General features: G+C 69.6%; 18 protein-coding genes. 10 read left to right on the top strand and 8 right to left on the bottom strand.

Translation table 11 applies throughout. The features are described 5' to 3' along the window. The first annotated feature begins 399 nt into the window (after positions 1-399). The 3 genes from ACWD3H_RS17740 to ACWD3H_RS17730 are packed head-to-tail and all read left to right on the top strand — an operon-like array spanning position 400 to position 4,807. Entirely contained in the window at positions 400-1,572 is a 1,173-nt protein-coding gene (locus tag ACWD3H_RS17740) for a glycosyltransferase (protein WP_451955729.1), read from the top strand. Continuing rightward, entirely contained in the window at positions 1,560-3,482 is a 1,923-nt protein-coding gene (gene asnB / locus ACWD3H_RS17735) for an asparagine synthase (glutamine-hydrolyzing) (RefSeq protein WP_451955728.1), read from the top strand. Before ACWD3H_RS17740 ends, asnB begins: the two co-directional genes overlap by 13 nt. Next, the gene (locus tag ACWD3H_RS17730; RefSeq protein WP_451955727.1) at positions 3,479-4,807 is read left to right on the top strand and encodes a lipopolysaccharide biosynthesis protein; all 1,329 of its coding nucleotides are present in this window, start codon (positions 3,479-3,481) and stop codon (positions 4,805-4,807) included. Before asnB ends, ACWD3H_RS17730 begins: the two co-directional genes overlap by 4 nt. Here the strand turns inward: ACWD3H_RS17730 and ACWD3H_RS17725 are convergent. Beyond that, a complete protein-coding gene (locus ACWD3H_RS17725) occupies positions 4,715-5,632 on the bottom strand; it encodes a class I SAM-dependent methyltransferase (protein ID WP_451955726.1) in 918 nt (305 codons plus the stop codon). The genes ACWD3H_RS17730 and ACWD3H_RS17725 overlap by 93 nt on opposite strands. A gap of 13 nt (positions 5,633-5,645) precedes the next feature. Continuing rightward, the gene (locus ACWD3H_RS17720; RefSeq protein WP_451955725.1) at positions 5,646-6,851 is read right to left on the bottom strand and encodes an O-antigen ligase family protein; all 1,206 of its coding nucleotides are present in this window, start codon (positions 6,849-6,851) and stop codon (positions 5,646-5,648) included. 382 nt (positions 6,852-7,233) lie between these two features. Between ACWD3H_RS17720 and ACWD3H_RS17715 the strand changes: the two genes are divergently transcribed. Continuing rightward, positions 7,234-8,610, top strand: coding sequence for a polysaccharide biosynthesis tyrosine autokinase (locus ACWD3H_RS17715; protein ID WP_451955724.1), 1,377 nt, complete (start codon positions 7,234-7,236; stop codon positions 8,608-8,610). Positions 8,611-9,043: 433 nt separating this feature from the next. Here the strand turns inward: ACWD3H_RS17715 and ACWD3H_RS17710 are convergent, their stop codons facing one another. Continuing rightward, positions 9,044-9,433: a hypothetical protein gene (locus tag ACWD3H_RS17710; protein WP_451955723.1), complete on the bottom strand. Its 390-nt coding sequence runs from the start codon at positions 9,431-9,433 to the stop codon at positions 9,044-9,046. 467 nt (positions 9,434-9,900) lie between these two features. On the opposite strand from ACWD3H_RS17710, the gene ACWD3H_RS17705 reads away from it, so the two are divergent. From ACWD3H_RS17705 to ACWD3H_RS17695, 3 genes are all read left to right on the top strand, one after another. Beyond that, on the top strand, positions 9,901-11,394 hold the full coding sequence (locus ACWD3H_RS17705; RefSeq protein WP_451955722.1) for an alpha/beta fold hydrolase: 1,494 nt from the start codon (positions 9,901-9,903) through the stop codon (positions 11,392-11,394). Positions 11,395-11,488: 94 nt separating this feature from the next. Next, positions 11,489-11,950, top strand: coding sequence for a DUF5990 family protein (locus ACWD3H_RS17700; RefSeq protein WP_451955721.1), 462 nt, complete (start codon positions 11,489-11,491; stop codon positions 11,948-11,950). Between the two features lie 168 nt (positions 11,951-12,118). Next, positions 12,119-12,682: a hypothetical protein gene (locus tag ACWD3H_RS17695; protein WP_451955720.1), complete on the top strand. Its 564-nt coding sequence runs from the start codon at positions 12,119-12,121 to the stop codon at positions 12,680-12,682. A 122-nt stretch (positions 12,683-12,804) separates the two neighbouring features. Here the strand turns inward: ACWD3H_RS17695 and ACWD3H_RS17690 are convergent, their stop codons facing one another. Together ACWD3H_RS17690 and ACWD3H_RS17685 are read right to left on the bottom strand one after the other, a co-directional pair. Continuing rightward, positions 12,805-13,479, bottom strand: a complete 675-nt coding sequence (locus ACWD3H_RS17690) for a YoaK family protein (RefSeq protein WP_350921345.1) — start codon at positions 13,477-13,479, stop codon at positions 12,805-12,807. 376 nt (positions 13,480-13,855) lie between these two features. Continuing rightward, positions 13,856-14,431: a histidine phosphatase family protein gene (locus ACWD3H_RS17685; RefSeq protein WP_355566745.1), complete on the bottom strand. Its 576-nt coding sequence runs from the start codon at positions 14,429-14,431 to the stop codon at positions 13,856-13,858. 315 nt (positions 14,432-14,746) lie between these two features. Between ACWD3H_RS17685 and ACWD3H_RS17680 the strand changes: the two genes are divergently transcribed. Together ACWD3H_RS17680 and ACWD3H_RS17675 are read left to right on the top strand one after the other, a co-directional pair. Further along, positions 14,747-14,884 (top strand): CbtB domain-containing protein, encoded by a 138-nt coding sequence (locus tag ACWD3H_RS17680; RefSeq protein ID WP_451955807.1) that lies wholly within the window; start codon positions 14,747-14,749, stop codon positions 14,882-14,884. Between the two features lie 19 nt (positions 14,885-14,903). Continuing rightward, on the top strand, positions 14,904-15,407 hold the full coding sequence (locus tag ACWD3H_RS17675) for a CbtA family protein (RefSeq protein WP_451955719.1): 504 nt from the start codon (positions 14,904-14,906) through the stop codon (positions 15,405-15,407). On the opposite strand, the gene ACWD3H_RS17670 is transcribed toward ACWD3H_RS17675, so the two are convergent. From ACWD3H_RS17670 to ACWD3H_RS17660, 3 genes are all read right to left on the bottom strand, one after another. Further along, on the bottom strand, positions 15,394-17,178 hold the full coding sequence (locus ACWD3H_RS17670; RefSeq protein ID WP_451955718.1) for an adenylyl cyclase: 1,785 nt from the start codon (positions 17,176-17,178) through the stop codon (positions 15,394-15,396). The two genes, ACWD3H_RS17675 and ACWD3H_RS17670, sit on opposite strands and share 14 nt — an antisense overlap. Positions 17,179-17,421: 243 nt before the next feature. After that, entirely contained in the window at positions 17,422-19,662 is a 2,241-nt protein-coding gene (locus ACWD3H_RS17665) for a family 2 encapsulin nanocompartment cargo protein terpene cyclase (RefSeq protein WP_451955717.1), read from the bottom strand. A 148-nt stretch (positions 19,663-19,810) separates the two neighbouring features. Then, positions 19,811-20,032, bottom strand: coding sequence for a hypothetical protein (locus tag ACWD3H_RS17660; protein ID WP_451955716.1), 222 nt, complete (start codon positions 20,030-20,032; stop codon positions 19,811-19,813). 154 nt (positions 20,033-20,186) lie between these two features. Between ACWD3H_RS17660 and ACWD3H_RS17655 the strand changes: the two genes are divergently transcribed. Continuing rightward, a complete protein-coding gene (locus ACWD3H_RS17655) occupies positions 20,187-22,133 on the top strand; it encodes an HsdM family class I SAM-dependent methyltransferase (RefSeq protein ID WP_451955715.1) in 1,947 nt (648 codons plus the stop codon). The last annotated feature ends 475 nt before the right edge of the window (positions 22,134-22,608 follow it).

The following is a 22,608-nucleotide window of genomic DNA, read 5'->3' as shown; positions in this document are numbered from 1 at the left end:
CCCCCCGCAGATCAGCATCTGATTCCAAGAGCAAGCCGGTGATCAGGCCGCTTCATCCAGCGTGTTCGTTCGTATGCCCGCACCGGGCGGACAAGCCTGAGTGCCTGGCCCCGGAACCGGGACACCGCCGTCTGCCGATCGTCGATCTCTCCGCGCGGTCGAAGGCGGGACCTGCCGGCAGGGTGATCTCTCACGGCAGGGGTCGACGCGATCCATACCGGTTTGGGTCCGGCGCGTAACGGAAGGCTGTTACGTACGGTTCCGGCAGGCGATCTGACCTGAGAGATCGTCCTGAGACGGTCCGGACCGCGTAAACGCAGTCGAAATTCCTTTCCGCGACACGCTCGTCGGCCATGGACAGTCCCCCACATGCCGACGCCGATCACCCAAGGTAAGAACATGGAAGCGAAAGGTAGCCGCGGGGTGATCTCGTCTCTGGAAGCGACACCCGGCGAACCCCGCCAGGTTGTGTTGCTGGTCGGGCAACTCCAGGTCGGCGGCACCGAAAAACAGATCTTCCTTCTGGCCACGGGACTGATCCGCAGCGGTGTGGCGGTCGACGTGGTGACGTTGCACTCGGACGGGCCCTACCGTGACGCGCTCGAACGCGAGGGCATCACCGTGCACAACGCCAGATTCACCGGGCTGTCGACGGGGCCCATGGCATTTCCTCGCAACCTGCTCGCGGCGGCACGCCTCATCAGGCTGATACGGCGGCTCAGACCTGACGTGCTGCACGCCTTTCTGTACCACGCCTATGTGGTCGGCGCGCCGATCGCCTGGCTTGCCCGGGTGCCTGTCGTGGTGGCGGGGCGGCGCAGCCTGAGTGTCTTCAAGCGGGTCCGGTACGGGAGTTACACGTTGGAACGCGTCGCCACCCGGCTGACCCGGCACGTGGTGGCCAACGCCGTGGCCGTGGCGGAGGATGCCAGAAGGGTGGAAAAACTCCCACCCGAGAAGCTCAGCGTGATCTACAACGGCCTGCCCGAGTCGGCCTTCCTGCCCGCCACACCGGCTCAGATCATCACTGACCTGCCAATCGTGTGCAGTGTGGCCAACCTGAAGACGCACAAGGGGCACCGTTTCCTCATCGAGGCCGTCGCGCTGCTGGCCGCCCGGGGTATGCCGTGCACCCTGGTGCTCGCGGGCGAAGGGCCCGAGCGCGATGTCCTGCTGCGGCAGGCGGAGAGCTCCGGCGTGGACCTGCGCCTGCTGGGCCTTCGCCGGGACGTCGAGGCCCTGATGCGCCGGGCGTCGGTGATGGTGCTCGCCTCGCTCCACGAGGGGATGAGCAACGCCGTCATGGAGGCGATGGCGGCGGGCAAGCCGATCGTCGCCACCGCGGTGGGCGGGACCTGCGAACTGCTGAGCGGGCGCGGCCTGCTGGTCCCCCCGGCGGACCCTCGGGCACTGGCCGACGCCTTGGAGCGCGTGTTACGTGACCCCCGCCTGGGCGCGTCCCTTGGCTCCGCCGCGCGCGCCTGGGCGCTGGACAACCTCAACCTGGATTCCATGATCGACCAGCACCTGGTTCTGTACCGACGGCTTCTGGAGGAGCGATGTGCGGAATAGCGGGTGCCGTCTGCTCCAGCGGGGTGGATCCGGAGACGGTCCGCGGCATGTGTGGGACGATCACGCACCGCGGTCCTGACGGGAGTGGCCTGCATGTGGAGCCCTCGGCCGTGCTCGGGATGCGTCGCCTGGCCGTCGTCGATGTGGCCGGTGGTGACCAGCCCGTCTACAGCGAGGACGGCACGATCGTCGCGGTGTTCAACGGTGAGATCTACAACTTCGCCGAGCTGCGCGCCGAACTGCTGGACAGAGGACACCGCCTGGCCGCGAGCGGCGACTCCGAGTGCCTGGTTCACCTGTACGAGGAACACGGGGACGCCTTCGTACATCGTCTGCGCGGCATGTTCGCCTTCGCCCTGTGGGATGGGCGCAGGCGCAGGCTGCTGCTGGCCCGCGACCGGGTGGGCAAGAAGCCGCTCTACTGGGGGATGCGGTCCGGCTCGCTGCGTTTCGCCTCCGAGCTGAAGGCCCTGATCGACGACCCGCGGTGGCGCGGCGAGGTCGACCCGGTCGCCCTCCACCACTACCTGACGTTCCAGTACGTTCCGGCTCCCTGGTCGATCTTCGAGGGCATCGGCAAGCTCCCGCCGGGCTCGACTCTGGTGTGGCAGGACGGCCAGGTGCGCGTCGACCGCTACTGGCGGCTGGATGCCACTCCCCGCCTGGGTCCCGTCGTGGAGGCCGAGGAGGCCGAGCGGCTGCGTGAGCTGCTGCTGGAGGCCACCCGGCTGCGGATGATCGGTGAACGCCCGATCGGTGCCTTCCTGTCGGGGGGAGTCGACTCCTCCGCGGTCGTCGCGGCGATGGCACGGCAGTCACCACAGCCGGTCCGCACGTTCTGCGTCGGCTTCGAGGAAACCGGTTTCGACGAGCGGGAGCACGCCAGAGAGGTCGCCGCCCGCTACGGCACCGACCACTCGGAGCTGCTCCTCTCCGCCTCCCCGCTGGATGTGCTGTCCACCCTGGCCTGGCACTTCGACGAGCCGTTCGCCGACTCCTCGGCGATTCCCACCTTCCTGGTGGCCAAGATGAGCAGCCGGGAGGTGACGGTGGTGCTCAACGGGGACGGTGCGGACGAGATCTTCGGCGGCTACCGCCGCTACGCGCTGTTGCAGCGGGCCTCCCGGCTGCGGGTGCCGCCGGCGGCCGCACCGTTGCTGGACGCGGCGGGCAGGAGCCTGCGGTCCCTGTCGCGTCGGGGGTCGCTGCTCCGCAGGGTGGGGTGGGGCCTGGAGCTGGCGGGGCTGCCGACCGCCGACAGGTACACGCGTCTGATGTCCTACTTCACCGAGAGACAGAAACGGGAGATCTACACTCCGTGGCAATGCGGCCGGGTAGCGGGCGTCCGCAGCGGAGCCATCATCGAGCGGGCCTTCGAGGAGTCGTTCGCCGGCTGCGATCTCACCCGGATCATGGACATCGACGTCAACACCTACCTGCCCGGCGACCTGTTGGTGAAGGTCGACATCAGCACGATGGCCAACTCGCTGGAGGCGCGCTCCCCCTTCCTGGACCATGTCCTGATGGAGTGGGCCGCAGGCCTGCCCGGCGAGTTGAAGATCCGCGGGGGGACGTCGAAGTACCTCCTCAAGCGCGCTCTGGCGGACTGGCTGCCCGCGCATCTGCTGCAGCGCCAGAAGATGGGGTTCGGGGTGCCGCTGGCCTCCTGGCTCAGGACCGGGCTGCGCCCCCTGGCACACGATCTGCTCACCGACGCCACCGCCCGTAACCGGGGGATCTTCGATCCACGGGCCGTCGCCCGCCTGCTCTCCGAGCACGCCCGCGGGCGAGACCACTCCAACCGCATCTGGACTTTGATGCAGTTCGAGCTCTGGCATCGAACCCACCTGCCCGCACAACCGGCCGTGCGACCAGTGGTGGACGGTCAGCGGCGACTGCGGTCCATGTGAACGCCCCGGCACTCCCCTCGGCCGCGCCCGAGCGCCACCGAGACGCGATCGCCACTCGCCTGGCCCACCTTCTCCTGACCCGCCTGGCGCTCGTCGTGGCCGGTGGCCTCACCAGCATCATCGTGGCCCGCGCCCTGGGGCCGGGCGACCGCGGCGCCTACTGGGTGATCATCACCATTGCGACCACGGCGACAGCCGTGGGAAACCTGTCGGTGGAGAAGTCCCAGACGGCCCTGTGGGCACAGGAGGGCAACCGGCCTGCGATCACGGCGAACGCCCTGTGGCTGGGACTTGCCGTAGGCGTGACGGCCGCGGGAGCCGCCTTCGCCGCCGTGCTGCATACCGGCGCCGGAATGGAGCACGCGGCGGATCGATCCATGCTGATCTGGGGACTGGCCGCGGTGCCCGTCATGATGGCGGTCGTCTACCTCAACAACGTGTACGTTCTGCACGGCCGTACCGGGGTCGTCAATCGGGGTTCGCTGGCCGGCGCCGCCTTCCAGTGCTCCGCGCTGGCGGCCCTGGGGTTGCTCGGGCGACTCACCGTCGAGTGGGTGCTGATCATATGGGCCGTCTCCGCCGCGGTGCACCTCCTGTTGCTCCTGCCGTCCCTGCCCGTACGCCGGCCGCGCGAATGGCGGCTGGCCGCCCGCACGCTGTCGTGCGGGTTGCGCTACCACCTTGGCTCCGTCTGTCACTTTCTGCTGCTGCGGCTCGACGTCCTGATCCTGAACGCCATGAGCACGCCGGCGGCGGTGGGGATCTACTCCATGGCGGTGACGCCGGCCGAGCTGCTGCGGGCCATGACCGACGCGGTGGTTCAGATCGCCCTGCCCCGGCAGATGGAGTCGAGCCAGGAGACGGCTGCGACGTACACGGCACGGACGATCCGGATCACCGTGCTCCTCGCCGTCCTGTCGATCATCCTTTTCTGCCTGGCGGGACCGTTTCTGGTCATCGCGGCCGCCGGCCAGGCTTTCGCGGGGTGCGCCGTGCCGATGCTGGTGCTCGCACCGGGCGTCGCGGCCGCCGCGGCGGCGCGCCCGGCCGCGGCCTATCTGCTCCGGCTCAACCTGCCGTTGCTCACCTCGCTGATGTACGGCGCGGCACTGCTGACGAACCTCGCCCTGAACGTCCTGCTGATCCCCGGGATGGGCGTCACGGGGTGTGCGCTGGCCTCCACGGTCGCCTATACCGCGCTCGCCGCCGCCCAGACAGGCTGGTTCGTGCGCTCAACGGGAGTGCCCCTGCGGTGCTTGGTCCCGGGTGCCGCTGAGATACGCGAGATCGTCCATCGAATCCGCAAGCTCCTGCACGGCGGCTGACCCACCCGGCCGCCGGAGCAGATACTGGTTGCAGCCGAGTCCGCCCCCGCATGTCCTGAGCCGCAGGAGGCTGAGATCGTGCGTACGTGCGCGGGCGAGGACCTGCTCGGGCTTGGAGACCTCGAACGGGTAGCCGCCCACCCAGTCGAGCATGTCGTGCCAGCGCGACATGCCCCGCGGCCGGGCGGCCGCGGGACGGGGCCGCCCGGCGAGCAGCCGCCCGATTTGGAACAGGGGCCAGGCCCGGTGGATATAGGCCGAGCTGCCGGCGATCAGAGCGCCCCGGGTCACCGGTCCCGACCGGTTGTAGTGTCGCTTCACCACCGTCCAGATCCGGCTTTCCCAGCCCTGGTCGTTGTAGAGCGAGACGAACAGCAGTCCGCCGGGGGCGACGAGTTCGACGGCGTTGTCGAAGGCCTGCCACATGTCCCCGGTGTGGTGCAGGACTCCCCAGATGTAGACCACGTCGAAGGTCCCCAGCCGCGCGAGGTGGTCGCCGTCCAGGATCGACCCCTGCTCGATCGTCCAGGAGGCGTCAGGGGCGAAGGCGTGCCGCAGCCGCGAAGCGGACTCCACCGCCTCGGCGTCGAAGTCGAAGGAGTGCACGCGGGCTCCGAGGCGATGCGCGGCGAGGGAGAACAGGCCGCTGCCGCACCCCACGTCGAGGAAGGTGCGCCCGGCGAGGTGCTCGACGTCCAGGGCCTCCCGCAGCGAGCCGATCGCGTTCTGGATGCGACGTTCGTCGACGAGGTTGGCGAAGGCCTTCCAGTTGCGGCCGAAGGCGAACCTGTCGCCCCGCCGGATCTGCAGAAGATTGTCGTCCATTACCGTGCTCCTGTCATGTGCCTGGCGCCGCGCGCGGCGATGTTCGGTGAGTCGTCACGTAGGCCGTTTCGAGATGCCGAGCCCCGAGCAGCGTTCCCAGGCAGACCCAGAAGGGCACACTGGCCATCAGGTTCGACAGCGTGTTGCCGAACAGCAGCACGACCGCGTAGGCCGTGACCGCGCTGGCCAGGACGTGCTCGTACGTGCCCGTGGCCCGCCGGACCGCCCGGTAGACGAGCAACAGCAGCAGCAGCGCCGGGACGATGCCCGTCTCGGCGGCCAGCCGCAGGTAGTCGTTATGGGTGTTGATGAAAATGCCCAGCTGGGGGGAGCGAGCGGCCTGCTCGGCGAAGGTGCCGTACCCCGTCCCGCGCAGCGGGTGATCGGCGGCCATCCTGGCTGCCAGGATGGCCGACTGCGCCCTGACTTCGTTGCTACGCTCCAGTTCGTCGATGCCGCGGGCACCGCCGCTCACATCAATCACGCCGGGCGCGGCGGCGACCAGCACCGCCACGACCGCGATCGCCGATGTGAGCGGCAGTCGGGCCGCGTGCGAGCCGCGCAACAGCGCGACGGTCGCCATACCGGCCAGAACCGCGAACAGCGCGGCCCTCGACTGGGTGGCGACCAGCGCGACCAGCGCGACCGCCCCGGGAACCGCCCACAGCGGGGCACGCCGGAGCCAGGCCATGGCGAAGGACATCACCGTGGGCAGGACCAGCAGGCTCCCCAGATAGTTCGAGTTCAGTCCGAACCCCTCCAGCCGGGGCCCGGCCTGAGCATCCCCGACAAGCAGGGCCGCCACCGCGGCAGCCGTCCCCGAGAGCACGACCACCATCGGCAATCGCTCCGCGGAAGGCGGTGCGGCGGCGCAGACGGCCAGGATCATCAGTCCGGCCGTCACCTGCGCCATGTCGTGCAGGGCCTGATGGCCCGGACTACCCTGCCCCCCGGGCGATACCCAGCTGGCCACCAGCAGCAGAACCAGCAACACCACGATCGCGTGCTCGGAGCCGACCCTGACCTGTGGGGAGAAGGCCAGGCACATGACGGCCGTCACCAGCGCCAGCAGCGGGGCGCACCACCAAGGCAGCCCCGCCACGCCGCCGACGACGGCCAGCGGCACCATGAGCAGGCCGCCTCGCCACGGGCGCCGCACCAGCGCGAGCCCGCAAACCCCGAGGGCCAGCAGGGCGGTCGACCACGAATACCACACCATCGCGGTGATAAGGAAAGGCGTCGCGAATATCGCCGATGCGATGACATGGTCCGACGAAGGCCGTTTCAGCAGCATTACCCCTGCCATCGCAGCGGCCCCCTCAGCGCCTTGCTGATTTTCTCGCCCACTCACGCTAATCTCGCCGCAAAGAGTGTGCGCACGCACAGCGTGTTACCCGAAGTCCTCAAAACAGCGACTATAACTTATCGTAATCGACCGATCATACGAAGAATGCAGCGCCGGTACGGCCGGGCGATTAATCGAAAACGTACGTCCAAAAAGCAGTAAACGCTTAATGTCCAGTATTGGCGGAATGGGTTGCGGTAAATCCAGTACAGCCACCTCTTCCGCCGACAAGTATCGCGAAAGACGGAGTCCCGCGGTGAACCTGCTCTCCTGTCTGTGGCTTCTGTGGAAGAACTGGCCGCTCATCGCCGGGTCGCTGGCGCTGTCGGTGGTGACGGCACTGGCGCTGACCGCCGGCACGCCTCCGACCTATGCCGCGAACATCTCCATGCTGGTCTCGGCCAGCAACCAGGAGGGCGGCACGATCACCGCCTACCAGGCCGCCCTGCTCTCCCAGCAACGCATGCAGTCGTACGCGAACCTGCTCACCAGCAGGAGGGTGATTCAGGCCATCGCCGAAGGCGAGGATGTGGACAGACTGCGGGCGAACGTCGAGGCCGAGGCCGTGCCCGATACCGTACTGCTGCGCGCCACCGTCACCGACGGTGATCCGCACCGCGCGGCACGGCTGGCCAACTCCCTCGGCCGGGCCTTCGCGGAACTGATCGACAAGCTCGAACACCCCGCTCAGCCCTCGGAGGGAGCGAAGGTGAGCGTCTCGGTGGTCGACCAGGCGCAGGTGCCGTCCGCGCCGATCGCACCGCGGCTGTCGATCAACCTGGCGCTGGGCGCGGCGGTCGGTCTGACGCTCATCGGGGGCGCGATCATCGTGAAGGATCAGCTGGACACGACGATCCGGACTCCTCAGGCACTGAAGCAGGCCACCGCGGTGCCGGTGCTGGGCGAGATCGGCTACGAGCACAGCGCCCGGCGGCACCCGCTGATCGCCGAACGAGGCGGCCCCTCCAGCCGGGTCGAGGCCTTCAACACGTTGCGCACGAACCTGCAGTTCATGAACACCGAGCACAAACCCAGATCACTGGTGATCACCAGTTGTCTGTCCGGCGAGGGCGTGTCCCTGGTCTGCAGCAACCTCGCCATCGTCCTGGCCGAGGCCGGCCTGCGGGTGACTCTCGTCGACGGAGACCTGAGGCGGCCGAGCATCGCCGAGTACCTGAAGATCGGCGATGGCCCCGGGCTGACCGACGTGCTGACCGGCCGGGCCGAGGTGTCCGCGGTGCTGCGGCAGCGGGACGTGTCGGCGGGCCGGCTGTCCGTACTGCCCAGCGGGCCGCTGCCGGCCAATCCGAGCGTGCTGCTCGGCTCCCAGCGGATGCGCCTGCTGATCGACGAACTTGTCGACGCCTGCGACATCGTGCTCATCGACACTCCGCCGCTCCTGCCGGTCACCGACGCGGCGACGCTCGCGGCAGGCTGTGACGGAGTGCTCCTCGTGGCCAGGTGCGGCAGGTCGCACCGGCAGGACATGGCACGGGCACTGGACCTGCTCTCCTCCGTCGGCGCTCACCTGGTGGGGACCGTGCTGAACTTCGCCCCCGACCGGCGCGGTGACGCGCTCGGCTACGCCTCCCGTTCCCCTGTGGAACCCGGGCTGACCGTCGGCCCACTCTGAGGAGACGTCTGAGTCAACACGACCACTGCGCGATGTCGGTGCCGTCGGCGGTGGATCCACCGGCGGTGTGTTGCGGTTGACGATCGTGTACGCGGCTCCCTTCACCGCCACGGCGAGCGGGCCGCGCTCGCCGGAGGGCACCAGGGGTATCGGCGACCTCCGCCATACGCGCAACCTTCCGGACGACCGGCTCCACCACCGACGGGTCCGCCTCCATGGCAGGGCCTGCCACCGTCTCCTCCACCGCCACCGCGCGACTGAACGGATACGGAGAGCCGGGGCTCGCAGCCGTACGGCCGAGCGACCGGGCCGGCGCCAGGGCCACCGGCAGGCCCATACGGAGACCCCGGCCGCGTCACGGCACCGGAGCCGTCGACCAGAGACCCGCACCGGCGAGTGCCGACAGCCCGGGCAACCGCCCGGCACGCGTTGGTCACTCGTCGGGCCGAGTTTCCCGACCCGTGGCTTTGCGGGAAGCCGCGAGGAACGCGACCAGACCGACACCGAGAAGGACGGCGGGCAGCAACATCACCGCGCCCACGGCCCACAGACCGCTGTCGTCCGACATCGCGGCGTCGATCGACCAGCACAGCCACATCACGCCCACGACACTGATCGTGCCGATCTTCGGGAGGCCGAGCCCGCCGGCCAGGACGGCGAGGATTCCCAGGCAGACCACCAGGCCGACCACCTGCCACGGCTCATAGGGGCCGCTGAGACTCCCGTCCGGCTCGACGACCCGTTCCCGGTCCCACCCCAGCCAGACGAGGTAGTTCAGCAGAGACGCCGCGGCCAGAGCCACGCCGATCCAGGCAGTGGTCACACTGCCACGGGCAGGGGGGACGCCATCTTCCGCCACGATCTCCACGCTTTCGTCGGCGACGGTCGTCCACAAACATATGCGCTGCCGCATCGCTTCTTGAAGGCCCTCCACTCGGGTCGACGCCACCGGCCACCATCTGCGACGTTCCCGCAGATCAGCAGGTGCAGCAGGCGCAAACCGCGATGATCACCAGTTCTGGCTGTCTGGCGGGCCGCGGATGATGCGGTGGATGGTGGAGCATCCGACGCTGTACTCGGTGGCGAGGTCCGCCAGGGAGACCTCGCCCTCGGCGTAGCGGCGCCGGCTCGGGCAGCTTGGGCTGCTTGCCCTTGAGCTTGCCGTTCTTCTGCCGCAGCCTCGGGGTTCCAGGGGGGCTGGGCGCACGTGCGAAGGTGGGGTGTGCCTCACCTTGTTTTGGGGCGCCTCGGCCATGTCACCGGGCCAGTCGTGATCTCTACCGTGAGCGCATGACGAACCGAACGAAACGGCCGGTCAGACCAGCGCCGGTCCGCTCCGCATATCGGGTGAAGACCTTGCCGGTCGCCCTGTCGGCCCTGTCCGCGCTCCTGGGCCTGGCTGTACTGCCGGTAGCGGCCCACGCCGCTCCAGCCCTCACCTGGAGGGCCTGCCCTTCCGGCCAGGGCCCGGCGGAGATGGAATGCACCGCGATCGAGGTGCCGGTGGACTGGTCCGCGCCGGGTAAGGCCACAATCAAGCTGGACCTCGCTCGGCTGCCCGCCACCGAGCCGTCGCTCCGCCTCGGCAGCGTTCTCGTCGTGCCCGACGGCGGTCCGGGGATCCAAGGCGTCCTTTCCTCGGCCCCGGAGTCGTTCACGAAGTTGCGCCGGCACTTTGATGTCGTCGGCTACAACCCGCGCACCAGCGCGGCAGGGCGCTATCTGCCGCCCTCGTGCGGGGTTCCCGGGCTGCCACTCAACGACCCGCGTGACCGCGCCGCGTACGAGGCCCAGGCTGCCGCCCTGGAACGCCTGGTCGATCGGTGCCGCCAGGACGACACGACTGGTCTGGCCGACCACCTGGACTCGGACTCGGTGGCCAGGGACATGGAGGCGATCCGCATCGCCCTCGGCCAGGACAGGCTCAACATGCTGGCCTTCTCCTACGGCGGGGTTCCGGCCGCCGCGTACGCGCGGCTTTACCCTGGGCACGTCCGAGCAGTGGTTTTCGACAGCACGCCCGACGCGACGGTGGGCTGGCGCGGTATGGAACGTGTGCGACTGCGCACCACCGAGGCGGCGTTCAAGCGCTTCACCACCTGGTGTGCCGGTGACGACGCGTGCGCCCTGCGGGGGCGGAACGTGCGTAAGCTCTGGCGCGAGCTGATCAAGAGCACCGGCCGCAGGCCCGTCACGTATGCCTCCGCCCGGCTGGGCGAGATCAGACTGACCGATTTGCACCTCAAGGCGCTGGCCCGGATGGTCCTCCCCGTTCCGGAGAGGTCACCGGAGTTCGCCGGCGCGCTGCTCAAGGCGAGTAAGGGCGACTTCGCCTGGTTCGGCGAGCAGATCCTGGGCGTCTCCGCGAGCTGGAGCTCGCCGGGCGCGGCGGCGACCCGGTGCCCGGACGGCCTGGTCGGACTGGGGTACGAGGCGCTCGTCAGCGACCGCCGTTACAGCGAGCGGATCTCCCGCGACTTCGGCGGCGGGGTGGGCACCGGGCTGGAGGCCCTGGCCTGCTCCGGTTGGCGGCACCGGCCGGTGAACCCGCCGCGCCCCTTGCCGGCCGGACTGCCTTCGGTACTGGGACTCGGCGGCGATCGTGACTTTCCGGTCACCGAGCTCCTGGTGAGCAGGATCCCAGGCTCGGTCGCCGTCCGCTATGACGGCCCCGTTCACGTCGTCTACCTGCGGGCGAAGGACCCGTGCGTGACGGGGTACGCCGACCGGTATCTGACGAAGCTGACGTTGGCCCCCGCAGGCACTCTCTGCTCGCCCCGGTAGTCGATGCCACGGCAGAAAAGGCGCCCGCATCCAGCCGGGACCGCCACACTCCACCGCCGCTGACGGCCCCCGCCTTTTGCGAGAAGATGATCCCATGCAGATCCGGATCGAGGCCTTCGACCTGCCAGGCCGCACCTGCGCCACCGCCCCTGGCTTCCCCGGCTACACCGACATCCACGTCGCGGTCCAACGCCGAAACCAGCGAGAAGAGCTGCTCGACCCGCAGCCCGGCGACGCCGCGTCGGCGACCTGGACGCTGGAGTGCACCGCGACCACCACCCCGTCCGGCATCGATCTCAAAGGTCCCCATATCCAGGGCCGCCCCGAAGGCCGGTTCATCTACCTGTCATGGGGCACCGTGGAGGAGGCCGGCACCTTCACCCTGTTCCGGCGAGCCAAGCTGATGCTCGACGCCGTCGACCCGACCACCGCCAAGGCCGCCACGCGCTCCGGGCTGCTGCTGGCCCGTCTTCGCCTCACCGATGCCAAGAACCAGCCGCTGTGTGCCGCGGTCAGGCCACCGCTCGTCGAATGGATCGCCGGGCAAGCACGTTGATCTCCCGCCGCGGCCGCAGAGCATCATGTGGCTCCGTGCCGGCCCTCCACTCGGGTCCGGGTGACCAGGTCACAGCCTCCCGTCGGCCACCTCGCGGGACCGTGACATCGCGCTCGTACGTATCAATGACGCACAGCCCTGTTCTCCCCCGGACCCCAGGAGTCCGCCATGACCTGCACCAGAGGTGACCTGAGAGCGTTGATCCCGCTGCTTGGCATCATCCTTGCCGCCGCGGCGTCCGCCTGCGCCTCGGACGTACGGAGACCACCCACGGGGTCGGCGTCCACCGGGCCGACACCCGCGCCGACCAGGATCGGGCCGCAGCCGGGCACTCTGCGAAAAGACCTGCCGTGCCCGGTCACCAGACCCGCCGACCGCCCCGCCCCGCCACCTCCCGAGGCGATTCGCTGGAACTCCGGAAACGACGGCCTCTACGGTGGTGGCGGCCTGTGGGTGGCGTTGCCCACCTCCGACTCGCGCGCCATCCGCTGGCCGGACGGCAAACACCATCTGAAGATGGGATGGTGGCGAGCGTTCGACGGCCGGTTGAAACTGGGTGCCACCTCTCTCCGGACCGGCGAGACCGTGACGGAGGAACTCTCATCCGGCTACGGGACACGCGGCTTTCAGGCAAGCACCGTGGGTTTCCCCCATCCAGGCTGCTGGCTGGTCACCGGCTCGCTCGGCGCCACCGAGGTGAACTTCGTCGTTGACGTCAAATTTGAGAGCTGATCGTGAAGCCGTCCCGCGTCGGGGTAGGAGCGCGGGCATGGCGCGGCGGCCCTTTCCGTCTCACCAAACAGATGCCCCGCCGCGCTCCTTCCAGCTGCTCTGCTTCCGCGACCGGTAACAGGTCAGCGGGCGCGCGCCGGTGACGTGCGCCAGATGTAGAGGACGGTTGTCAGGGCCATCAGGACGGTCAGCACCACCAGTGTGGCGTTGAACCCGAAGTTCCGCAGCAGCAGGACGCCGGCCCAGGCACCGAGGACGAGCGCGACGATCTCCCCGGCGCGACGGCGGGCACGCGTGTGCCTGCCGGTGCCGAGAACCGAATCGGCCGCCAAATTGGCCAACGTGCCGGTCACCACGGTCGTACTGATGTCGGGGATCTTGAGACGGCGCACGACGGTGTTCCGCCCGCCCATGGCGACTCCCAGGGCGACGATCAGCGGGTAGCGGCCGGCCTGGGTGGTGGGCAGGAGGAACGAGCCCACCGTGGTGATGCCGAACAGGCTGGTCTCCATGGCCATGGCGAGGATCAGCCTGCGGCGGACGTTCGGAACCCTCTCGACCAGCTGCCCGGCCAGCCCGGCCCCGAGGAAGAATCCCATGACGGCGATGGCCGTCGCGACGAGCGGGAACTTGGACGGGTCGCCCGCGGCGAAGCCGAGAATGAGCAGGTTTCCGGTCATGTTCGCCATGAACACCTGGCCGATGCCCACGTAGCTGATCGCGTCCACGAGTCCGCTGATGACGGTCAGACCGGCCAGCGGCACGTCGGATGGCCGGTCGTTCTTCACCTCTGGCACGGCGGATGGCGGGTCAGCCCGGTGGTGAGTCCGTGGACTCCGAGGCCACGCGTCGAAGGGGCCGGGCCCGAGGCGTCGGCGATCCCTGTCACGGTGCCCACCCGCGGCCGGGTGTGACCTCCCCTGGACGGCATAGTCGAACCTCTCGTTACAGGTACCCGCGTCAGATGCCTCTGAGCAGACACTCTTCACCAGAGGTGGAGAAGGATGGCCGTACCGAAACCCGGGCTCGCCGCATTTTGACAAGCATTTTCGAGTGCCCCCGAAAAGCAATATACGGCCACATGGGCTTTTCTCATGAGTTTTTGATGCTGAGGCGCAGGGAGGGAAATCTCATCACCGCGCCGCCCGGCGTGCTTGAGGTCGTGACTCTCCGTCAGGCCGGCGGCGGCCCGTCAGGCCCGGTCGCGCGCAGCTGCCAGCGGCCGTGGTGGGCGGTGAGCTGAACCCGGGCCAGCGGCGGGACGTCGACGCGCCAGAACGAGGCGGGAGGCGCGGCGAGCACGTTCACCAGCGCGGCCCGGATGACCGCGGCGTGCGTCACCGCGACCGCGCGACCGTGGAAGGAATCCCGCCACAGGCCCGCCAGCCAGTCGCCGGTCCGCTCGATCAGATCCACGATCGACTCCCCGCCGTGCGGCCTGGCGGCGGGATCGGTGAGCCAGTCCTGGATCGCCTCGGGTTCGGCGGCCTGAACCTCGGCGAGCCCGCGGCCGCGCCAGCGCCCGTAGTCGCAGTCGCGCAGCGCGGGCTCGATCGACGGGTCCAGTCCGAGCGCCGCCGCGGTCTCCCTGGCCGCGGCGGCGGGGCTGCACCAGGCCGTCGCCGCGGACTCCCACCCGTTCCCTGCCGCGTGTCCGCCTCGTTCGGTGAGCGGTTCGTCGGCCGGGAAGGACGCCCGGGAGAGCGCGACGGTGGGACCATGACAGACCAAGATCAAACGGATCGTCACGTGGCGGCTCCGAATGGTGAGCGGGGGACGGCGTCTGCGGATGCCTCTGGTTTCCTTCCGGCCCATGGACGGAGCCGGACTCGCATCGTACGTTGTCATCAACCTGACTACGACGGCGAGCGGAATCGGTCGGATCTGAGCCGGCATGCCACTGTGAACGTACCGTTGCGGCCTTCTGGACCACGGCTGCGCATCGTCGTAGCCTCCCAACGATCGGGGCGTGGCATTCCCGAAGGAGACGATTCCATGGCACAGGCTGCCGTACCCATCCCCCAGCCCCTCCAGATCCCCCTCCGCTAAGTCCTCCCCTGGGCGATCTTCGGTGCGGTGCTGTCGCTCCTTCTCCTCTACTTCGTCGGAGCCGAGCAGGGGGTGTTCTCCGTGTTCGGCGGTCAGTTCGTCCACGAGTTCGTCCACGACGGCCGGCATCTCCTCGGCTTCCCCTGTCACTGACCAGCAGACGGGACGTGCTATGACGATGCGCGCACTGCTGCTGCGCGGAATGCTCGTCGGGCTCGTATCGGCCGCCCTCGCCCTGGTGTTCGCCTGGATCTTCGGCGAGCCCCAGGTGAGCCTGGCCATCGCGTTCGAGGGACATCACGCGCACGAGGCAGCGGCCGCCGAGCCGGAAACAGTCTCACGTATCGTTCAGCAGACCTCAGGTCTGGCCGTCGCGATCGGCCTGTTCGGAGTGGCGATCGGCGGGTTGTTCGCCGTGGCGTTCGCCCTCGCCTACGGACGGATCGGCGGGTTCGGCGTCCGCGCCACCTCGGTGTTGGTGGCCGGCGGCGGATTCGTCACCCCGAGGCCACTGCCGGTCCAGGCGTCGTTCCCGTCGCTGCTGCGCGGGCCGGAGCGGGACGTGCCCCCGCCGGTGCGGGAACACGTCCGTTGGACACCGCCCAAGGAGGCCCGCGCACCACGGTCCTCCTTGGGCGGCGCCGTTCACCGGCCGGATCGGGTCAGGGGTAGCTGACCACGTTGCTCGTCCCGTAGGAGCCCACGACGGGGGTGCCCGCCTCGTTGATGGTCCGTTCGATGCCGCCGCTGCCGTTGAGGAAGACCGTGACCATGTTGTGGAAGCGAACGTCCCGGGTCTTGGGCACCTCGATCGCCCGGTCCGTGCGGATGTCCACTCCCTGGTTGAAGTAGGAGTAGACACCCAGGCCCCACGCCTCGTGGGTCCGCACCCCGCGGCCGACCTTGTACGACGCCCAGCCCTTACCGGTCGGGCTGGTCCAGGCCGCCTGGCTCGGCGGGTCGTAGGGAAGCTCGCTCTGGTAGAAGATCGTCCGGCCCCTCTCCCCGTTCCAGATCGTCTGGTACTTCTGGTAGTGCTCGACGAACAGGCCGTACGCCGTCACGTCGTCGCCGTTGATCACGACGCCCGTGTCCGCCGTGTTCTGGGTCCAGCCGATCCCGTTGCCGTGGTCGCCGCGCCAGGCCCAGATGTTGTCGATGATGGTGTCGTCGCTGTTGACCACGAGGCTCGTCTTCGCCCTGCCCACCCACGGTCCGCCGATGCGGAAGAAGACGTCCTGCAGCGAGATCGGGTTCCTGGAGTGGTCCCGGTGGCTGTTGCGGTCGCCGACCTCGACGAGCGTGTCGGACTCGCGCCGCCCGGCGTCGACGAGCACACCCGCGATCCGGACGCCGTCGACGTCCTCGACGCGCAGTGCCGCGTCACCGGTGTCGGGGGCCAGGCTCGGCATGCCGAGGCCGAGCACCACGGTGTCCTTGTGCTTGACGCGCAGGGCCCGGTCGAGGTGGTAGACGCCCGGGGTGAGCAGCAGGTGCCTGCCGCGCGACAGCTCCTGGTTGATCTTCCGCGCGCTGTCGGTCGGCTTGGCGATGAAGAAGTCACGGATCGGCAGCGACGAGCCCTGCTGCCGGCCGTCGGCCCACGTCGTGCCCGAGGTGTCGCGGCGCAGGGCCGGGACGAAGACCCGGTAGGCGCCCGAGCCGTCGACGTACAGGAAGGGCTTCTCACGCGTCACCGGACTGGTGGGCAGCGTCGTGTAGGGCGGGTTGGGGAAGCCTCCCTCGGGGGCACCCACCACGCCGGAGAACACCTGGTTCCAGACCCCGTTGGTCCAGACGTCGCCGAGCACGCTGTCGCGCGTCAGCCACTGCTGCTGCGAGCCGTTGATCGTGACCCCGTCGACCTTCGAATCGGCGATGTACCCGCCGCTGGAGAATCCGCCGTTCCCCGGCTCCAGCCAGAGGGTGCCGCGAATGTGGACCCGTCGCATCGGTGACGCCTGCGACACCGCCCACTGGTTCGACCAGTCGGTCGGCGTCACGGACAGGTTCTCGGCGGAGCGCCAGAAGTTGGTGAGCGCGGAGATGCCCGCCGCCGAGGTCGGATCGGGCTGGCCGACGACCCGTACCGCGCCGTGGATGTCGACGTCGTCCGGCGACTGGCCGAGGCCGGCGACGGTCGTGTAGTAGCCGAGCTTCGCGTTGACGTCGTAGCGGCCGGGCTTGAAGAGCACGGCGTAGCGGTCCGTGCCCATCTCGTTGTTCTCCTGCCGGGTGAAGATCTCGTCGAGCTTGGCCTGGATCTGGGGGGCGGGCGTCGACGGGTCGTACACGAAGACGTTGGGCCCGAAGTCCGGCTCCCCGCCCGGGTGCGCGGCGGCGGGGCCCGCCACGGACACCAGGCCGGTGGCGGCGAGCGCCGCCGCCGAGGCGGCCAGCGCGAGGAGACGGATTAGGGAGATGCCTCTGCGTGTACGCGAGGTCACACGCACGTCCTGGTCGCGGGCTGTTCTCATCGACCTGCCTATCGAGCACGGGCGGCATGACGACGCCGAGGCACTGAGAGAGCGCTCTCTCAGTGCCGCCATGCTTACGTCAAGCCTTAAATGAAGGGTTGACGTATTTCTATCCGGTCAACGCCGCCTCGCGCTACGGCAGCGCGGCACCTTTGTCCGCCCACCCGGAAGCGGCCCTGCGAGAGCACAGGGCACGCTCGGCCAGATCGATGTTCAAAGACCCGTCGCGAGGTATCGGTGCGCGGACGCCCCAAGGTGAGCGGCCGCGGTGCCGAGCCCGGCGGGGGCGCCGAGGGGCCGTGTCGTCGCGGGTGGGTGGCGCAGCTCGGACTCGTCGTAGCGGCGGGTCTTCATGTGCCAGAGCAGGACGCCCGCCATCCAGTCCTGCAGCTCCGCCACGTATCCGTTGAGTGTTTCCCGAGCCTCCCCGTCGAGGTCGAAGTCGTCGAACAGCGCCGGGATCTCGGTGGCGACGGTGTGCTCGAACTGCCGCATTCGAGACGTCATCAGGTCGTTGACGATGTCGACCGCCTGTCGCAGGTCGCAGTTGAGGAAGTCCTGCACGACCAGCACGCAGTTGTGCAGCTCGCCTTCGAACTGGATCTCCTTCTGGTAGGAGCAGAGGTCGTTGACCAGGCAGGCGTAGTCGGCGGCCGAGTCGTCCAGCCCGCGCATCGTCCGGGTGTTGTAGACCTCGGGCGGCACCGACCGGCCGTGGGCCAGCCGGGACAGGCTCATGGTGAGGTCGGAGCCGAAGGTCTTGCGGCGCATCTCGATGTAGTCGACCGGGTCGGGAACCCGGTTCTGGATGTGGTTGGCCAGCTCCCACAGCCAGCTCTCCGTCATGTCCTCGACGGCCCGGCGGAACTCGGCACGCGCGCTCTCCGACATGGGGGTCGCCGTACGGAACCACAGGTCGGCCAGGCCACGCTCGATCGGGTTGGCCGGCGGCGGGGTGGCGGAGAGGTCGAGCGGCATGAACGCCGACAGCCGCTCGTTGAACACCTTCGCGCCGAGCATGTCACGCCGGGGTCCGAACACCACCGGGAAGTAGTCGTCGGCGTAGGTCCCCCAGGTGAGCCAGAACGTCGAGATGTCCAGCTCGGGGCCGGGCGCGTCCGGGTTGATCGCCCCGGCACAGATGGCGAAGTCGTAGCCGTCGAGTTTGCGCTCGGTCCAGATGGCCAGCCCGGGGAAGCCGGGTAGCTGCTCGAACATTCCCATCTCGCGCGCCCACTCCACCGCGTGGCGGCGGGCGCTGTCCAGGTTGGGGTTCATCCTGGCCGGGTACGGCATGTAGATCTCGGGCAGCGGCACCGGCCCCACCTTCTGCAGGGGGACGTGGAGGTGACTCCTGATCCCACCCGGGCCGGTGATGCCGGGCGCCAGCCTGATGCGCGCCGCCGAGGTGCCCAGGCCGGCGGGACCGCCGAGGAGGGCCGGGGCGACCGGGGAGGTCTGCGAGGCGCCGTTCATGTAGCGGCTGGAGCGCATGTGCCACTCATGGCCCCCCGACTGCCAGTCCTGGAGCCCCTTGACGTACGCGAGGACGTCGATGCGGGACTTCAGGTCCAGGCCGTGCTCCTCGAAGAGGGCCGGCAACTCGGTGAGGGCGGTGTTCTCGAACTGGTGCAGCCTGGAGGTGATCAGGTCGTTGACCGCGTCGGCCGCCTGCTGGGTGTCGTAGCCCAGGAAGCGCTCGAAGACCAGCACCCCGTTGCTGAGCTCGCCCTCGTCGCCGACCTCCCGCTCGTAGGAGAAGAGGTCGTTGCGCAGGTGCACCCCGTCGGCGAAGGTGTCCCTCAGCACGCGCATCGGCCTGCTGGCGGCGACGGCGGCCGGGACCTCCGCGCCCGCGGCGTGCTCCACCAGGTTGGCCGACCAGGGGGCACCGCCGACCTTACGCCGCATCTCGATGTACTCGATCGGGTTGGCGACGCGTCCGGCGTTGATGTTGGCGAGCTCCCAGAGGGACTCGTCGAGGAGGTTCCTGGTGCTCTCGACGAACCGGGCCCGCCAGTCGGCGGACATGGCCGGGATGGTGCGGGCCCACAGGTCGGCCAGGCCGCGCTCCACCGGGTTCTCCGGATCGGGAGCGGGCCCGGTGGGGTGCACCGGCATGAAGGCCGCCAGCCGGTCGAGGTATTCCTTGGCCCCGGCCAGGTCACCGCTGCGCTTGAAGGCCTCCAGGAAGTGGTCGTCGAAGAAGAACACCCACACGTACCAGTCGGTGATGAGGTCGAGCTCACCGGCGGGCGCGTCGGGGTGGGTGTAGGCGCAGAGCAGGCCGTAGTCCATCGCCTCCAGCCTGTCCTCGTCCCAGATGCCGAGGTCGGGATCGAGGATGCCCATGTCGTGCGCCCAGGCCCTGGTGTGCTCGCGCGCGGTCTCCACGTGGGGGTTCAGCCTGGCCGGATACGGCAGGTAGAAGTCAGGGAGCTCGAAGGGTTGCATGTTCCGTCCTTCCGTATCCGACTTCGACGTCCTCGGGAGCGCCCTGGGCATCGGGCGTCGGGAGCACGGCGAATCGATGAGGCGGCTCCCCTTTCCGGAAGCCACGACAGGCAGAACGTTACGCAATGACCACGGAGAGTGAAAGGGATTATCGCGAATACGCCATGGCACGGTCAGGACATCCGGTGCCCACCGACCGGTGCTCCCGGCGACCCGGGCGCGACGCACCGGCCGCGAGGTCACGGAGCTGGTCGGCGAACGCGAGCGCCTGCTCCGGTGTCATCCGGGGCTCGGTGCCGACGTAGAAGACCACGATGTCCCCGCTCGGGGACGTCGTGGCGGTGAACGGGAGAGACGGGTGGATAACCATGATGGGGTCATCCTTGCCTGCCCCACCGACAATTCGCAGGTCCTTTTACGCCGGCCCCCTCGTCGCGTGAACCAAATACACGTACCCGATGCCGCCGATCGACGCCCGTCAACGCTGTGAGATAAGTTGTCGTCCACATGTCGAATGAGCTGACGTGGGAAAACGGAGGCTGGCGATGGCAGGGGACGAGGCGAGCGTCACCGCCGCCGACATCGCACGGATGGCGGGCGTCGGCCGCGCGGCCGTGAGCAACTGGCGGCGACGGCACGAGGACTTCCCCGAGCCCGTGGGCGGGACGGCGACCAGCCCGACCTTCTCACTCGGCGCCGTCGAGGCGTGGCTGCTCCAGCAGGGCAAGGTGGCCGAGCTCCCGCTACGCGAGCGCGTCTGGCAGCAGGTCCGCGCCGCCGGCGACGACCTCAGGCTCGGCGAGGTCGTCGCCGAGGCCGCCGAGCTCCTGCTCGGCCAGGGCCGGCCCCGCACCGTCCCGGCCCCCGTATGGGAGCTGATCAGGCGGTACGCCGAGGAGGAGGGCGGTCCCCGGGCCATCCGCTTCCTGCTGGACCGCTACGCCGACGTCCACTCGCGCCGCCTGGCCGAGACGCCCGCCGAGATCGCGGACTTCATGGCCCACCTGGCGGGGCCCCACGCCCAATCCGTCCTCGACCCCGCCTGCGGTCTCGGCGTCCTCCTCGCCGCGGCGGCCCCGGGGCGGCGCGCGTACGGGCAGGAGTACGACGACTCCCTCGCCCGGCTGGCGCAGTCACGCCTGGCGCTGGCCGGAGCGGGTGACGAGACGCCGGCGGCCGGCCGGAAGCGGGCGGGCGGCAGGGCGAAGGCGGGCGGTGCGCCGGAGACCGGTGGCGAGGTCAGGACGGGCGACTCGCTGCGCCATGACGCCTGGCCCGACCTGACCGTCGACGCCGTGGTGTGCCATCCCCCGTTCAACGAGCGCCACTGGGGATACGACGAGCTGACGAGCGACCCGCGCTGGGAGTACGGGCTGCCGCCCAAGATGGAGTCGGAGCTGGCCTGGGTCCAGCACGCGCTCGCCCACCTGGCGCCGGGTGGCGTCGCGGTGCTGCTGATGCCCGCGATCGCCGCCAACCGCCGCTCGGGCCGCCGCATCCGCAGCAACCTGCTGCGGCGCGGGACCCTGCGGGCCGTCATCGGCCTCCCCCCGAAGGTCGCGTCGGGTGGCACCGCGCTGCCCGTGCACATCTGGGTGCTGCGCAAGCCCACCGCCGACGACCGCACCCCCTCCCGCGTCCTGATGGCCGAGGCCGACCTGGGAAACCTCGACGCGGTGGCCGAGCGGTGGCACGAGTTCCGCGCGGACCCCGACCTCGACGTCGACAGGCCGGGCGAGAGCCGGACGGTCCCGATCATCGAGCTGGTCGACGAGGACGTCGACGTCACCCCTTCCCGGTATCTCGGCACCGAGGAGCAGGTCTCCGCGGAGGGTTATCTCCTGCTCCGCGAGCGCCTGGCCGAGCGGCTCGGGCGGCTGGCCACCCTCGTCCCCGAGGCCGTCCCCGGCACCGGTCAGGAGTTGCCGTCCGTCACGCTGGCGGAACTGGAGCGGATCGGGGCGCTGGCCGTCTGGCAGGCGGGGCGCTTCGAGATCGACGGCTCGGGCGATCCGGTGCTGACCGACCGGCACGTCCTGGACGGGGGCGCGGTGGAGACGCGCACCCGCCCCGAGGGCCGGGTCAGGATCGAGCCCGGAGACGTGGTCGCCGCCATCGGGACCGGCGGCCTGGCCACCCGGGTGATCGAGGAGACCGGCCTGCTGCTCGGCCCCCGGCTCGTCCTGCTGCGCCCCGACCCCGACCGGCTGGACCCGTTCTTCCTCGCGGGCTTCGTCCGGGCGCTCTCCCCGGGCGCCACGACCGGCACCCAGTCGGGCTCCACCCGCTTCGACCCGCGCCGCGCCCAGGTGCCGCGCCTCTCGGTCGAGGAGCAGCGAAGGTACGGCGACACCTTCCGCGGGATCTTCACCTTCGAGGCCGAACTCCGGGAGCTGACCGCCTCGGGCCAGACCGCCGCCACCGCCCTGACCCACGCCCTCGCCGCCGGAACCCTCGCTCCCCCGGCCTGAGGTGTCCTTCCGTACGGGCGGGCACGACCTGGCCCTGCCCGGTCGATGGCTGATAGCTGCGGGGTCGACCCCGCCGAGGCCGGCGCGTTGCCGACGCCGACCATGGAGGAGATCACCCGTCGATCGCCCAGGCCGTCCGGCACCTCTCGAGACGCCGCCCGAACCCTGGCCGTCCTCGGCCTCATGTGATCAACAATCCTCAACCGACTTTGCCGGAGCCCTGGCATGCCGACGCTCCCCATATCGAAGGGGGCGACGGAGTGTCTTTCTCCCATTGACGGTGAGTTCGCGGGGCTGGGCACGGAACTGGCGCGTCGTCATGCTTCGAGCGTAGATCGCCAGACAGACAGTGGTTGTGATCGCCGTGGGAGGAGGACGCATTGGCGCAGGACGCGCAGGTCATGCCACCGATCGAGAGTTCGACCGTGCCTTGCGGCCTGTCGTCGGTGAGGGGGGACATCACCTGCTCCTTTCG

Source organism: Streptosporangium sp. NPDC002607 (assembly GCF_053592655.1).
The sequence above is the reverse complement of the archived record's forward strand: the minus strand, read 5'-3'. Positions and strand labels throughout refer to the sequence as shown.

What these genes read in the sequence shown, in the direction of transcription:
- asnB (WP_451955728.1), top strand. Translation starts at nt 1,560, where the DNA reads ATGTGCGGAATAGCGGGTGCCGTCTGCTCCAGCGGGGTGGATCCGGAG.
- ACWD3H_RS17660 (WP_451955716.1), bottom strand. Translation starts at nt 20,032, where the DNA reads ATGGTTATCCACCCGTCTCTCCCGTTCACCGCCACGACGTCCCCGAGC.
- ACWD3H_RS17740 (WP_451955729.1), top strand. Translation starts at nt 400, where the DNA reads ATGGAAGCGAAAGGTAGCCGCGGGGTGATCTCGTCTCTGGAAGCGACA.
- ACWD3H_RS17720 (WP_451955725.1), bottom strand. Translation starts at nt 6,851, where the DNA reads ATGGTGTGGTATTCGTGGTCGACCGCCCTGCTGGCCCTCGGGGTTTGC.
- ACWD3H_RS17675 (WP_451955719.1), top strand. Translation starts at nt 14,904, where the DNA reads ATGACGATGCGCGCACTGCTGCTGCGCGGAATGCTCGTCGGGCTCGTA.
- ACWD3H_RS17700 (WP_451955721.1), top strand. Translation starts at nt 11,489, where the DNA reads ATGCAGATCCGGATCGAGGCCTTCGACCTGCCAGGCCGCACCTGCGCC.
- ACWD3H_RS17665 (WP_451955717.1), bottom strand. Translation starts at nt 19,662, where the DNA reads ATGCAACCCTTCGAGCTCCCTGACTTCTACCTGCCGTATCCGGCCAGG.
- ACWD3H_RS17705 (WP_451955722.1), top strand. Translation starts at nt 9,901, where the DNA reads ATGACGAACCGAACGAAACGGCCGGTCAGACCAGCGCCGGTCCGCTCC.
- ACWD3H_RS17725 (WP_451955726.1), bottom strand. Translation starts at nt 5,632, where the DNA reads ATGGACGACAATCTTCTGCAGATCCGGCGGGGCGACAGGTTCGCCTTC.
- ACWD3H_RS17695 (WP_451955720.1), top strand. Translation starts at nt 12,119, where the DNA reads ATGACCTGCACCAGAGGTGACCTGAGAGCGTTGATCCCGCTGCTTGGC.